We start from the raw sequence: 13,274 nt of genomic DNA, 5'->3' as shown, positions 1-13,274 counted from the left end.
TGCCGCAACGGGCGAAATCAGGAGGATCAGTGATGTCGGACAGGTTCGTCGTCGCCTGCATGGTCTGGTGTGCCCTGATCCTGGGGACTCCGGGGGCGACCGTGCGCGCGCAGACGCCGTCGAACTGCAAGGAGCCGCAGACCGGCACCAGCCGCGTCCCGATGCTGTCGCCGCCGCTGGCCAATGTGGTGACGGGCACGGGACGGCTGCAATTCTACTCGGCGCCGAACCTGCACTGTCCGATCCGCGGGGTGTTCGTCATTCCAAATGACGCACTGATCGCGTATGCGCAAACCAATGATGGCTGGTCGTCGGTGATGTACCTCAATCCGGGGACGGGCAACGATGTCTCGGGTTGGGTGAGGTCGGCGAGACTGAAGGTGACTGGAACGGTCGGACCAAAGTAGCACGCGACCGGGATCGCAGCAGGCGGCTTCCCGCACCGCACCTGCTTGAGCGATGCCTGCACGAATGCGCTGCGTGCGGCGAGCTGGCCGTGACGCACGTCCGCTGCGACATCAATGAATCGCCGCGTACATGATCTTCTCCTCGGTGGCTTCGAGCGCGGAGAATTCCTCGACCACCTTGCCCTGGCGCGAGACCAGGATGCGGTCGGACAGCGCCATGATCTCGGGCAGATAGGACGAGATCACCACCACCGCCTTGCCCTCGTCGGCGAGCTGGTTGATCAGCTCGTGGATCTCGACGATGGCGCCGACGTCGACGCCGCGGGCCGGCTCATCGAAGATGATCAGCTCGGGCTCCTGCACCAGCGATTTGGCGATCACCACCTTCTGCTGGTTGCCGCCTGACAGCTCGACCACCTTGGCCTCGTCGCCGATGGCGCGAACCTTGAGGCGCTGGGTCCAGGTCTTGCCGACCGAATTGGTCTCGCGCCGCGACAACATCATGCGACCCCCGGGAAACTTGGAAAGCAGGCCGAGATAGATGTTGCGGGCGATCGAGGCGGTCTCGAAGAAGCCCTCGACCTTGCGATCCTCGGTCACATAGGCGATGCCGGCCTTGACCGCCGGCGCCGGAACCCGGTAGCGCACCGGCTTGTCGTGCAGCAGGATCTCGCCGCCGTGGAAGAAGTCGCGTTTCAACACGCCGGATACGATCTTGAAGGTCTCGGTGCGGCCCGCGCCGACCAGGCCGAACACGCCGGTGATCTGCCCGGCGAACACCGACAGCGAATTGTTCTTCACCATCGGCGCCATCTTGAGGTTTTGCACCGTGAGCACGCGCGCCCCTGCCGGCCGGACGCTGGTCTTCCGCGCGCCATAGAGCGTGTTGGAGAGGTCGCGCCCGACCATCGCCTGCACAATCGCAGCGCGATCGAATTTCGCGGCGTCGTCGGTGATGACGTGCTTGCCGTCGCGCAACACGGTGATGCGGTCGGCGAGCAGCAGAGCCTCTTCCAGCGCGTGCGAGATGAAGATGATCGAGACGCCGCGCTTCTTGAGGTCCCGGACCAGGTCGAAGAAATACTTCTTCTCTTCCGGCGTCAGCGACGCGGTCGGCTCGTCGAAGATGATGACCTTGGCCTTGTGCAGAACCGCGCGCGCGATCTCCACCATCTGCTTCTTTGCGGCGCCGAGTCCGCTGACGGTCGCGGTCGGCGTCACGTCGAAATTCAGCGATTGCAGGAATTGCTGGGCGGCGATGTAGATGCCGCGCAGCCGGTTGTAGAATTTCTCCTGCCCGAGAAACAGATTCTGCGCGACCGTCATGGTCGGCACCAGGCTGTTCTCCTGGAACACCATGGCGATGCCGAGATTGCGGGCCTCGAGCGGCGTCCGCGGCGCGACCTCCGCGCCATCGACACTCATGCCGCCGGACGTCAACGTCACGACGCCGGCCATCACCTTGGTCAGCGTCGACTTGCCGGCGCCGTTCTCGCCGACCAGCGCGTGGATCTCGCCGCGGCGCAGATCGAAGTCGACGCCCTCGATGGCGGGCACGCCGGCGTAAAGCTTGGTGGCCTTGCGCAGGGAAAGCACGGTGTCGCTCATGAGCCGACCTCCTCTGCGAGCCCGCCGAGGGGCAGTTTCAGCACGCGACCCGGTCCCTTGGCGATCAGCACAAGGTCGCCGCCCAGCTCGAGCGCCGCGACGATGCCGTGATTGACGCCGTCGACCCGGCTGTGCAGCGAATATAGCGGCTTGCCGTCCTCGCTCAGCCGGATGACGAGGCCATAGGAGCGCGGCGGCGCCCACGGCTTGATCACGCCCATCGTCTTGATGTGGGCGCCCTGCATCGGCTCCTTGAACGAGAACCCCGAGCGCAGCCGCGGCGCCACCCAATAGGTCGGGTCGATCTCGGCCATCATGCGACGCCGGTAGGCCGGCTCGCGCAGCACGAACTCGATCAGCTGGGTGCGCGCGGTGAATGCGGTGAGCCAATAGCCTCCGCCCGCGGCCTTCGACAGCCGCGACGGATAGACGGGCAAATGACCGAGCACGACCTGCGGCGGCCTTCCATTGGAGACGAGGACGAGACGATGCCGCCAGCTCTCGCTGACCAACACGCCGTCGCCGCGTGCGCAGGCGCCGAAGGCGTAGCCGAGCTTCGAGGCCAGCGGCTGCACCGACCTGGTCCTGGGGTCGAGCCGGAACACGCGGCCGCTCCGGTTGAGCTCCATCAGGTCGCGGACCCAATCATCGATGCCGCAGGTCGCCGAGCCGTCGGTTGCGATCAGGGTCCCGTCGCCGGCCTGCGTCAGCGCGTTGATCGCGTTGAAGGCGGCGTCGCTGAACGTCACGCTCGGCTCGCCCGACGAGGGATTAGTATAGAGGCGCACCTCGCGGCCGCCGAGCGCGACCGCGATGCCGCCGCCGGTGAGCGCGCAGAGCGCCGAAATCGGCTGCTCGAAGCGGCGCAGCTCGGCCGCCCCGCCGCCGTCGAGGCGCAGCAGGCGCCGGCCGTCGGCGACATAGAGGTTGCGGCCGTCGGTTGCGAGATCCTCTAGTGCCTCGCATTCCAGCAAGGTGGTCGCCGTCTCCAGTTTTTGATTCGGCTTGAGCGCGCCGTCGAACGACGGCACGGTGATGGTGGCCTCGCCGCGGCCGAGAAAGCGGTTGGCGAATTCCCTGACGGCCGCGATCACGACAGCTTCCCCCAGCGTTTGTCATACTGCACGAAGTTCGGGTCCGCGTTCTCCAGCTTGTAGCGGCCGATCCGGTTGTTCATGATGCCGCCGAGATAGAGATAACCGCGATGCTCGCGCATCGAGGTGATCATTGGATGGTTCTCGCCGCGCAGGTCCCAGAACGATTCAAGGATCTTGCCCTGTTCGTTGAACTTGACCACGCAGCCGGTGTTGATGTTCGGGAACAGCCATTCGTCGACCGGGACGCGCTTGGCCATGCGGCGGCGGAAGCCCGGCATCTTCCAGGCAAGGTCGAGCGAGGGGCTGCGCATGCCGACCAGCGCCAGCCAGTAATTGCCGTCGGAGGCGAGGTTGATGTTATCAGGATAGCCCGGCAGATTGTCCATCACCACCTCGACCTGGCCCTTCTTCGGCCCCGCGAACCACAGCCGCTTGATCGAGCAGCCGAAGGTCTCGGCGAACAGGATCGACACCCCGTCGCTGGCGACGCAGATGCCGTTGGGAAATTTGAGGCCCCGCAGCGCCGTATGCGTCGCGCCGGTCTTGGTGTCGTAGCAGATGATGCGGCCGTTGCCGCGCGCCTCGAGGCCGTCGATCGGCCATTCGTCCATCTCGTAGCGCACGGTGGCTTCCGAGAAGAAGATCAGGCCATCGTCGGTGATGTCGAGGTCGTCGGCCAGTCGCAGGCGGCTGTCGTCGTTCACCGAATGCATGCTGCGGTTGGTCTCGTCGGTCGCCTTCTCCACGGTGCCGTCGGGCGTGATGCGGTAAAGGCCCATGCCGCCGATGCAGACATAGAGATTGTCCTGCCGGTCGAACGCCATGCCGAGCGGCTGACCTCCGATATGGGCGAACACCTCCATGCGCTGATAATCGGGCGCATGGAAGCGGATGATGTCGCCATGGCGCGAGCCGGCGTAGAGATTGTTGTTGCGATCGAGGATCACGTCCTCCGGCGCCTCGATGCGGCCGAGGCCGATCAGTTCGACGTCGCGCAGCTTGTCGTTCTGCTCGAACGGGCCGCCCTGGCCGATCTCGGTGGCCGGCGGCGGCGGCAGCGCGTGATAGGTCGGCGCGACATAGACCTTGCTGATGATGCGGGTGCGGTTCTTCTGCCAGCGGATGTCGACCATCGCGGCGACCAGCAGGATGCCCGCCAGCGCCATGCGGTTGATGCCGCCGCGTGCGTTGAGCGTGGTCAGGCCGTTGGTGATCAGGAGCACGATCAGCACGCCGACCAGCGATTTGGCGACCGAGCCCTTGCCGCCGCCGAGCGTGATGCCGCCCAGCACGGTCGCGGTCAGCACGATCACCTCGAGGCCGACGCCGATGTCGCCGCCGACGGTGCCGAGCCGGGCCGCGAAGAACAGCGCGGCGATGCTGGTCAGCACGCCGCTTGCGACATAGCAGAGCGCGATAGTGCGGCGGACCGGAATGCCGGAATTGTAGGCCGAACGGCGCGAGCCGCCGATCGCGGTGATGTGCCAGCCCGGGCGCAGCCGCGTCATGAAGATATGGCCGAAGATCGCGATCGCGATGTAGACCAAGGCGACGCTCGGAATGCCGAACACGTCGCCGCCGCCGATGAAATTCCAGGACGGGATGTCGGGGAAGGCCGCGGCGATCGAATTGGAGTAGCGCTGGATCAACAGATCGAACGCCGAGCGGTAGATGATCAGGGTGATCAGCGTGGTGATGAAGGCGCGGAGCCGCAAATAGCCGATCAGGACGCCGTTGACGGCGCCGAGCAGTGCACCGCAGATGAGGGTGGCGACCACCACTGCGGGAACCGGCCAGTTCAGCACGTCGAGCAGATAAAGCGCGCAGAAATCCGTCAGCGCGAAGATCGAGCCGACCGACAGATCGATGCCGCCGACGATGACGACCAGCGCCATGCCGAGGCCGATGAAGCCGATCTCGCCGGCCTGCCGCGCGGTGTCGGCGAGGCTCGACGGCGACAGGAAGTGATCGATGGAACGGCTGAGCGCGAAGCCGACGATCAAAAGCAGGATCACCGGTATTGCGGTCTCGGTCCAACGCTTGGACAGGATCTCGCCGAGAAGATGATCCGGCCAGTAGCGGTAACGCAGGCTCGTCAGGGTGTCGCGCATCGGCATTCCAGCAAGGCGTTCGATTTGGGAAGATCGACGTCCCGGGGTGAAATCGCCCGGGACGTCGAGCGGGAATGGCCGGACTATTTCTTCAGGTCGCTGAGATTCCAGCACGCGGTCTGGCTGTCCGCATTCTCCTTGGTGATCGGTATCAGCGTCGTGTATTCCGAACCCTTGATCGAGCCGGCCTTGGCGCCCGACGACAGCAGCCATTTGATCGTGCCGGCCATCTGCGCGGCCTGGGTCGGCACGTCGTAGCTCATGTTGAGATCGAACGCGCCCGACTTCACGAGCTCGCAGGCGCCCTTGCGCTCGCCGCCGCCGGAGGTCGCGACGAACACCTTGCCGGTCAGGCCGGCTTCCTTCACCGCAGCGGCGGTGCCGATGTCCATGCCGTCCCAGAAGCCGACGATGCCGCAAAGATCGGGATTCTGCTTCAGCACGGTCTGGGTGATCGCCTTGGCCTTCGCGGCGTCCCAGTCGGCCGCCTGGCTCGAGACCACCTTGATCTCCGGATGCTTGGCGAGCACGTTCTCGACGCCCTTGAGCGTGTAGGCGCTGGCGGCCGCCGAGAGCGCGCCCTGCACGATGGCGATCTTGTTCGACTTGCCCTGGCAGGCCTTCACCACGGCCTCGGTGTCCCGCTCGCCGATCTCGATCCAGTTGGCGCCGACGAAGGCCGAAGAGCGATAGGCCGACCCCATGTTGATCTGGATGACGTAGATGCCTTCGTTCTCGGCGCGCTGCAGCAACTTGGCGTAGGTCTGCACGTCCGGATTGTGGATCACCATCACAGCCGGCTTCTCCGAGATCAGCGAGGTCACCGCCTGCGCGCCGGCATTGGTGTTCCAGTTGGGATCGCGGATCTCGAACTTCACGCCGAAGGGCTCGAGCTCCTTCTTCATGCCGGCGTACCAGCCTTCGGTGAGATCGAAGTTCATGGCGACCGGAACGTAGGCCACCGTCTTGCCGGCGAGGGCTTCCCTGAACGGCTTCTGGAACGGCTCGTCCAGGCCCTGCTGGGCCAGAGCCGGGGCGGCGATGGCGGCAAGCCCGAGCGTTGCGGCGATCACCTTTGCAGTCCTGACAGCGTATTTCATTGCTTCCTCCTTGGTCGTGATTGAATGTTCTTGTGGCTTGGTTCAGATGTCGCCCTGCTGTGCCGTTTCTTCGTTGCGCGGATTCAGGAACGAATCCGTGATGACGGCGAGCAGCAGGACGACACCCTTGACGAGGTTTTGTCCGGCGTAGGAAATGTCCATGATGGTCATGCCGTTCAGCATGGTGCCGATCAGCAGCGTGCCGATGATGACGTTGTGCACGCCGCCGCGGCCGCCCGACAGGCCGATGCCGCCGAGCACGACGACGAGGATGACGTCGTAGATCAGGGTCGAATTGAAGATGCGGGTCGGCATCGAGTTGACCGATGCCGCCATCACCAGGCCCGCGAAGCAGCCGATCAGCGCCGCGACGACATATTGCAGCACGATGATCGGGCGCGAGGGGATGCCGGTGACGCGGGCCGCGTAGGGATTATCGCCGATCGCGTAGATATAGGCGCCCCAGCGTGTCTGGCGCAGCAGGAACGCGACCACGACGCAGGCGATCGCGAACATCACGATCGAGGTCGGTATGCCTGAAATGGTGCCTTGTCCGAGTCGCTCGAAGCCCTTCATGCCGTCGCTCCACTGCACGACGTCGAGCTGAAACAGCGCGGCCTGCCCGAGGCCGGCGAGCAGCAGGCCGGTCGCCAGCGTCGCAAACAGCGAAGGGACCTCGGCATAGGCGATCAGCCAGCCATTGACGAGGCCGAAGGCGATCGTGAGCAGCACGGCCGTCATCAGCGCGGTCGGCAGCGAGTGGCCGTTCTGCACCATCTGCAGCACGAGCCCCGGCGGCACCGCGAGCGCTGCGATCAGCGAGATGTCGATGCCGCGCCCGATCACGACGATCGCCATCGCAAGCCCGAGGATGCCGAGCACCGCGACGTTCTGCAGCAGCGTGAGCATGTTCTCCGGCGTCAGGAAGCCGCGCAGGAAAATCGAGAACGCCAGGAACAGCACGGCAAAGACGGCGAAGACGATCTCCTGTTGATTGAACCGCAATCGCTTCATTGCCTCGTCCTTCCTGCGGCTATGGGTGCGCCGTCTGCCTGGATCTTGTGCGGGCGCCGGTCACGACGCGGCCGGGCCGCGTCCTGGCTGCGACCGCGGCATCGACGAACGCGCCGACGACGTTGATGTAGGTTTCGATCGAGGTGCCGCGTCTGCGGTACTTCGCGCGTTTGACGTACCAGTCCTGCAGTAGCGGCTTGATCAGCGATGCCGTCAGCGTGACCTGGTCGATCGCAAAGACGCCGCTGGCGACACCCTGCTTGAGGACGCCGGCGATGATCTTCTCGGTCATCACCTCCATCTCGATGGCGCGCTGGCGCTCCGCGGGTGGAAACGACTTCGCTTCCATGAAGCAGAACACGAACCAGGGCTGCATCGCCTCGCTCATCCGGACATGGGTCGCGATGATCCAGTGCAGATGCTTGCGCGCATCCTGCTTCACGTCGGCGGGCGGCGAGTTGAGGACCTCCGCCACCGTCTCGGCGACCTCGCCGAGGATCATCGACAGCAGCGTCGGCTTGCTGTCGAAATACGTATAAAGGCCGCCCATGCTGAGGCCCGAGGCCTCCGCGAGCTGGCGCAGCGTGGTGGCGTGAAAGCCGTGCTTGTTGGAAAGCGTGAGTGTGGCGCCGATGATGCGCGTGAGATTCGGAACGGCGAGATGGGTTTTCTGGACCCGGATGGAATCGCGGTGACGTTCGAGGATGCGTGCGCAAAGCACGTCCATCGCGAACGCATTCGCCGTCCCCGGTCGCTGACGCGCGAGACCCACGTTGCCTCCCTGGCTATGCTCCCGGACCATTTCATTTTGTTGCTGGTCCGGGCTGGGCTTTACGCCCTTGCGTAATTCCTAGCCCACGAAATGGCGCCCGGAAAAGGGGGATGATGAAATTTTCTGAGAGAGCGCTCGCTCGTTTTTTGGGTTCGCGGCCGTGTTGCCAGCTTGGGCTCGGCGTCGTTCCGGCCATCGTCGGGAACTTTTCGCGCTGAAAGCACAGCACAAATTCCCGGCGCTCTCGTCGACCAGCACGCCGGTTAGACGGCCGTCACATTTCCGATCATGGGCGTGTGGGAAACTCGAGAGCGCAACGGCTTGCTGATTCGATGCGAAAATCTGACGTGACGTGCCCCCATTGCCAGGCCGGCTATCGCCGGATCGAATTGACGTCGAAGGGCGGCGTCGCTGGTGAGTTTCGTTGCCTGGTGTGCGACCACATCATCGAGCTGATGGATGGTTCGACCGATGTCGCCTTTCGGCTGACCGTGCAGCCGGGCAAGCCGTCCTACGCTTATTAGCGTTTTCGGTTCGCGTGACAGACGCGCGTCCAAACACAGGAGCGCCGGTCGGTGGCGCCACGATCAACGCTGCTGCGGCAGGTTGACCTCGCTCCTTCGCGCCTCCTGGCTGCGGCGCTCGGCTTCGCTGCCCGATCGGGACAGCATGCCGATCGCGACAATCGCGGCGGCAAAGCCGGCGGCGGCGCCGACGCCGAGCGCCCAGCGCGGGCCGAGGTGATCGGCGACCCAGCCGACGATCGGTGCGCCGATCGGCGTGCCGCCGAGCGCAACGCCGAGCCGCAGCGCCATCACCCGTCCGCGCATCGCCGGCTCGGTCGAGAGCTGCATCAGCGCGTTCGAGGTGTTGGTGACGGTCAGCGCGGCGACGCCGATCACGACCAGCGCCGCGGCGAACAGCCAATAGCCCGGCGCCAATGCGGCGAGCGTGCAGCCCAACCCGAAGATCGCGGCGCCCAGCATCAGCGAGCCGAAGCGCGGCTCCTCGCGGCTCGCGGCCAGCAGCGCGCCCGACATCGTTCCGAGCGCCATCATCGACGACAGCAGGCCGAAGCCGCGCGCATCGGTGTGGAACACGCCGACCGCCATGGTGGAGATGAAGATCGGAAAGTTCAGTCCGAAGGTCCCGATCAGGAACAGCATGATCAGCGTCGCCCTGAGATCGGGCCGGGACCAGACATAATGGAAGCCCTGCATCACGCTGCCCTTGGTGCGATGGGCGCGCGCGTTCGGACGCAACTCGGAGGTGCGCAACAGGGTCAGCGACGTCAGCACCGCCAGGAACGAGGCGCCGTTGAACAGGAATGCCCAGCCGGTGCCGACGGAGGCGATGATGAGGCCGGCAACGGCCGGGCCGATCATGCGCGCGGCGTTGAACGAGGTCGAGTTCAGCGCGATCGCATTCGACAAATTGGTATCGCTGACCAGCTCGGCGACGAAGGTCTGCCGCACGGGAGCATCGAGCGCTGCCGCGCAGCCGAACAGGAACGCGAAGGTATAGACATGCCAGAGCTGTACCAGCCCGGTGACGGTGAGAAGGCCGAGGATGAGTGCGAGCGCGCCCATCGTCGCCTGGGTCGCCATCAATAGCTTGCGCTGGTTGAAGTGATCGGCGGCAAAGCCGGTCCACGGCATCAATAATAGTTGTGGCCCGAATTGCAGCGCCATCACGATGCCGACGGCGGACGCGCTGTGATTTGTCAGCTGGGTGAGAACGAGCCAGTCCTGCGCTGCGCGCTGCATCCAGGTGCCGATGTTGGATACCAGCGCGCCGGCCGCCCAGACCCGGTAGTTGAAGCTCGCGAGCGATCGAAATACGCGTCTCATGTTCTCTGAGGTTCATTCCCGCCGTGAAACCGCCCGAACCGCCGCGCCAGGAACAGGCCGATCAGCAGGCCGCCGAGACCGAGCGCTGCGACGTCGCTGGTGGTTCGCAAGCCGAAGTCGCCGACGCGGCAGACCAGGAGATATCCGACCGCGAGGTTGAAGAAGCCCCACACGATGTTGACGGTCGATGAGGACAGGCCTTCGCCGGGCGGCTTGGCGAACGGGCTCTGGAACGCTTCGCCCATCATGCCGGCGACGACGTGGGGGATCGCATTGGTGAGAAAGGCACCGCCGAAGAAATAGGCGACGAGGTCAAGCCAGTTCATGCGCGTTGGTCCTTTCAACGAGATCGATGATCGCCTGCGTCGAGCCGGTTTCGCCGAGCCGTGGGAACACGTGCTCGACGCTGTAGGCATGCGCGTTCGGCCGCGCATCGGTCATGGCGTCGATCGCGAGCGTGACGTTGAAGCCCGCTTCATAGGCCTGTCTTGCCGTCGATTCGACGCCGCCGGCGGTGGCGACGCCGGCGATCACGACTTGCGTGACACCGCGCGCTCTCAGCAGGCTTTCGAGGTCGGTGCTGGCAAATGCGCCTCGCGTTCGCTTGGTCACCACGATGTCGCCGGGCTGTCGGTCGAGCTCCGGAATGAGATCGGTCCATCCGTCGGGAAGCGGGCCGCCGAATGGATTTCCAATTGGATTTCCATGGCGCGGCGCCTGCTCGGTTCGTCCCGGCGAGCTGCCGTCGACATTCACCAGCGCGACCGGCAGACCGCGCCGCCGGAAAGCAGCGCCAAGCGCGGCGGCGCGAGCCACGATGTCGCCGATCGGATGGGCGAAGGGCCAGCCCATGAGGCCGCTTTGTAGATCGATGACGATCAACGCGGTGATCGGATCGAGCGTCGTCAGGGCCATGGTCGTTACCTTTCTCGCAAACTGTCGCAGTGCAGCCGGCTCAATCCTCGACCAGCCGCTTCAGCAAGCCGACGGCGGCGGCGAGTTCGTCCTGCTCCCGCGCCGACAGCCGCGCGGCGATGGTGCGCGACAGCCAGTCCTGCCGCGCGGCGCGGCCGGTGCGCAGCCGCTCGCGGCAGCTATCGGTGAGAGACATGATGGTTTGCCGGCCGTCGTCCGGATCCGGCGCGCCGCGGACCAGGCCCGCAGCCTCGAGCGCCGATATCGCCGAACTCATCGACTGCGGACGCATGCCCTCCGATCGCGCCAGGCTGGACACGGTCGCAGGGCCGTCCTTTTCGAGGCGAAGCAGCACCGCGACCTGGGAAGGCGGTAGGTCCTCGCGCTGCCCCTGCTCGCGAAGCCGCCGCTTCAGCGTTCCAATCAACAGGCGAAGATCTTCGGCCAGCGCGGATGTGCGCGCCGAGCCGGGACGGGCCGGTACATTGCTCATGCCGGATCGGATAATACATATGAAGGTAAACTGTAAAGATTAACTTCGCAGTTTATCTGCATACGTGCCTTGCTGCAGCCAACCGGCTGGTCTGACGCTACTCGCGGCCGGAATCGGCGCGGCATCCGAGAGCGTCCGCGCGCATGTGACGCGGGCCAAGCCTCAGCGGAGAAATGAAATGGATGGTGAGGGCTTCGAGCGCCTCAGCGCAATGGCGCGCGCGCTTACTCGGGCGCAGCGTCGCTGCTTGCCGCGGCCTCGTACATCTCGCGCGCGCGCCTGGTCACGGCCGCATAGCGCGTCGTTGCGCTGAGGCTCATCAGGCCGGCGCGCACCAGTCCGAGAATGGCGCGTCGGGAGTGGAACGGTCCGGTCTTGCTCGCGGCATATCCGCGCGGATAGAGCTGCAGGCGGCCGGCGAGCGCTTCCTGCAATGCCATCTTCTGGGTTGCGCTCAGGCGCCGGCGCCGCGCGGGTTTGCTTGCTTCCGCCAGCATGCGCAGCTCGATGCCCGACGGTTTCCGTGGTGCGCCCTTCATTGTCAGCTCACATTCCGGCCGACTGGCGCGACCTTCCGCGAGGCCCGGCGCCCGGCCGGCATCGCCATGGACGCCGGCATGTGGCACATCATGGCTTGCGCTGTTGCTCATTCGTGAGACAGAACCGCATTTCGAGCAGCGGCGGCATCTGACGAAGGTCAGGACCGGTTGTGACGAAAGTCATATTCGTTTGCGACCGCCGCCGGCTTACGCCAGAGTGGGCTGCTCGCTGAGCTAATGGGCAACGCATGATCGATCTGAGCGCGGATTTGCTTGCGGCCGCAGAAGCCGACGTCATCGGTCTCGCCGTCATCGGCGCCGATCGAAGCATGCAGCGGAAGATCGGCCGGCTGGTCGAGTGGCTTCCCGCAACCGGCGTCGATTGCTGCGAGTGTGTGTTGCTGGTCGGCATGGAAGCCGAGCTGGCGGCGCTTGCCGGAGGCCAGCGGGACATGATTGCGCTGGCCGGTGTGCGTGGCGCGTCGCCTGACATCACGCAGCCGATGACGGCGGTCGTGCTGTGGAACGGCGCGCAGTCGCATTACTTCGTCATCGCCATGCCGGATTTTGCCGGCCGTCAGGTCGAAACGCTGCTCGGCAGCGAGCGCCGCGCCCGGCGCCTGATGGAGCAGCAACTCGAGGCGGCGAGCGCGGAGGTGCGCTTTGCCTCGCTGGCGCGGACGCGGCTGCGGCTGGCGCGCGATCTGCACGATACGCTGGTGCACTCGATCGTGGCGCTGCTGACCCAGATCCGGCTGATCCGGCATTATCTGTCGGCCGATCCCGGCCGTGTGGCGGACAGCCTTGCGACCGCTGAAGATGCGGCCGCGAGCGGCCTGAACCGCGCCCGCGAAGCCATCGATCGCCTGCGGACGCCCGACGATCTGAAGCTCGATCCCGACGTCGAGGGGCTGCTCAGCGACTTCGCCGCACGCAGCGGCGTCAGGGTGTCGATCCAGATCGACGAAGCGGCGCGCCCCGGCTTGCGCGATTGTGGCTTGACGGTTCAGCGCATTCTCAGCGAGGCACTGCGCAATGTTCAGACGCATGCGCAGGCGCGCCGCGTCTCCTTTCACGCCTTCGACGAACCGGCCGCGGTCGGCCGCAAGCTGATTGTCGAGATCCGCGATGACGGCCGCGGCTTCGATCTCGCGGTCCCGACGCCAGGACATTTCGGATTGATTGGAATGGCCGAATTTGCTGAACTTGTCGGCGGTAGCTGCGCGGTGGAGAGCGCGCCCGGGCAGGGAACGCTGGTCCGGATCTCGCTCCCCGTGGCGGTGCCGCCGGCAGCGTCTGCCGGCGTGCTGGCCGATTGAATTCGTTGCCGCGCATTCAACGCGTTTTCGAGAGGATGACGGAAAGCCC

The 13,274-nt window shown here is 65.4% G+C and carries 14 protein-coding genes; 3 read left to right on the top strand and 11 right to left on the bottom strand.

The annotated features are described in order from the left end of the window. The first annotated feature begins 32 nt into the window (after window positions 1-32). Window positions 33-407, top strand: coding sequence for a hypothetical protein (locus AC1VNY_RS35710; RefSeq protein ID WP_482408683.1), 375 nt, complete (start codon window positions 33-35; stop codon window positions 405-407). A 111-nt stretch (window positions 408-518) separates the two neighbouring features. Here AC1VNY_RS35710 and AC1VNY_RS35705 read toward each other — a convergent pair whose 3' ends face one another. From AC1VNY_RS35705 to AC1VNY_RS35680, 6 genes are all read right to left on the bottom strand, one after another. Then, on the bottom strand, window positions 519-2,015 hold the full coding sequence (locus AC1VNY_RS35705) for a sugar ABC transporter ATP-binding protein (protein ID WP_482408682.1): 1,497 nt from the start codon (window positions 2,013-2,015) through the stop codon (window positions 519-521). Then, complete coding sequence (locus AC1VNY_RS35700) at window positions 2,012-3,109, bottom strand: SMP-30/gluconolactonase/LRE family protein (protein ID WP_482408681.1); 1,098 nt, start codon at window positions 3,107-3,109, stop codon at window positions 2,012-2,014. The genes AC1VNY_RS35705 and AC1VNY_RS35700 overlap by 4 nt, the downstream gene beginning before the upstream one ends. Then, on the bottom strand, window positions 3,106-5,229 hold the full coding sequence (locus AC1VNY_RS35695) for an ABC transporter permease (RefSeq protein WP_482408680.1): 2,124 nt from the start codon (window positions 5,227-5,229) through the stop codon (window positions 3,106-3,108). Before AC1VNY_RS35695 ends, AC1VNY_RS35700 begins: the two co-directional genes overlap by 4 nt. Before the next feature lie 77 nt (window positions 5,230-5,306). Beyond that, on the bottom strand, window positions 5,307-6,323 hold the full coding sequence (locus tag AC1VNY_RS35690; RefSeq protein WP_482408679.1) for a sugar ABC transporter substrate-binding protein: 1,017 nt from the start codon (window positions 6,321-6,323) through the stop codon (window positions 5,307-5,309). A gap of 42 nt (window positions 6,324-6,365) precedes the next feature. Beyond that, window positions 6,366-7,337: an ABC transporter permease gene (locus tag AC1VNY_RS35685; protein WP_482408678.1), complete on the bottom strand. Its 972-nt coding sequence runs from the start codon at window positions 7,335-7,337 to the stop codon at window positions 6,366-6,368. 19 nt (window positions 7,338-7,356) lie between these two features. Further along, the gene (locus tag AC1VNY_RS35680; protein ID WP_482408696.1) at window positions 7,357-8,064 is read right to left on the bottom strand and encodes a TetR/AcrR family transcriptional regulator; all 708 of its coding nucleotides are present in this window, start codon (window positions 8,062-8,064) and stop codon (window positions 7,357-7,359) included. Window positions 8,065-8,456: 392 nt separating this feature from the next. Between AC1VNY_RS35680 and AC1VNY_RS35675 the strand changes: the two genes are divergently transcribed. Further along, the gene (locus tag AC1VNY_RS35675; protein ID WP_311986722.1) at window positions 8,457-8,633 is read left to right on the top strand and encodes an MJ0042-type zinc finger domain-containing protein; all 177 of its coding nucleotides are present in this window, start codon (window positions 8,457-8,459) and stop codon (window positions 8,631-8,633) included. Between the two features lie 63 nt (window positions 8,634-8,696). Here AC1VNY_RS35675 and AC1VNY_RS35670 read toward each other — a convergent pair whose 3' ends face one another. The 5 genes from AC1VNY_RS35670 to AC1VNY_RS35650 all read right to left on the bottom strand — a co-directional run bounded on the left by AC1VNY_RS35670 (window position 8,697) and on the right by AC1VNY_RS35650 (window position 12,017). Further along, window positions 8,697-9,959 (bottom strand): MFS transporter, encoded by a 1,263-nt coding sequence (locus AC1VNY_RS35670; protein WP_482408677.1) that lies wholly within the window; start codon window positions 9,957-9,959, stop codon window positions 8,697-8,699. Continuing rightward, window positions 9,956-10,285 carry a hypothetical protein gene (locus AC1VNY_RS35665; protein WP_016848133.1) on the bottom strand — a complete coding sequence of 110 codons (330 nt, stop codon included), beginning with the start codon at window positions 10,283-10,285 and terminating at the stop codon, window positions 9,956-9,958. The genes AC1VNY_RS35670 and AC1VNY_RS35665 overlap by 4 nt, the downstream gene beginning before the upstream one ends. After that, complete coding sequence (locus AC1VNY_RS35660; protein WP_482408676.1) at window positions 10,272-10,874, bottom strand: isochorismatase family protein; 603 nt, start codon at window positions 10,872-10,874, stop codon at window positions 10,272-10,274. The genes AC1VNY_RS35665 and AC1VNY_RS35660 overlap by 14 nt, the downstream gene beginning before the upstream one ends. Window positions 10,875-10,914: 40 nt before the next feature. Next, the gene (locus tag AC1VNY_RS35655) at window positions 10,915-11,367 is read right to left on the bottom strand and encodes a MarR family winged helix-turn-helix transcriptional regulator (protein WP_028340417.1); all 453 of its coding nucleotides are present in this window, start codon (window positions 11,365-11,367) and stop codon (window positions 10,915-10,917) included. A 224-nt stretch (window positions 11,368-11,591) separates the two neighbouring features. Next, the gene (locus AC1VNY_RS35650; RefSeq protein ID WP_482408675.1) at window positions 11,592-12,017 is read right to left on the bottom strand and encodes a hypothetical protein; all 426 of its coding nucleotides are present in this window, start codon (window positions 12,015-12,017) and stop codon (window positions 11,592-11,594) included. A 137-nt stretch (window positions 12,018-12,154) separates the two neighbouring features. Between AC1VNY_RS35650 and AC1VNY_RS35645 the strand changes: the two genes are divergently transcribed. Then, window positions 12,155-13,225: a sensor histidine kinase gene (locus tag AC1VNY_RS35645; protein ID WP_482408674.1), complete on the top strand. Its 1,071-nt coding sequence runs from the start codon at window positions 12,155-12,157 to the stop codon at window positions 13,223-13,225. The last annotated feature ends 49 nt before the right edge of the window (window positions 13,226-13,274 follow it).

Source organism: Bradyrhizobium ferriligni (assembly GCF_056837965.1).
The sequence above is the reverse complement of the archived record's forward strand: the minus strand, read 5'-3'. Positions and strand labels throughout refer to the sequence as shown.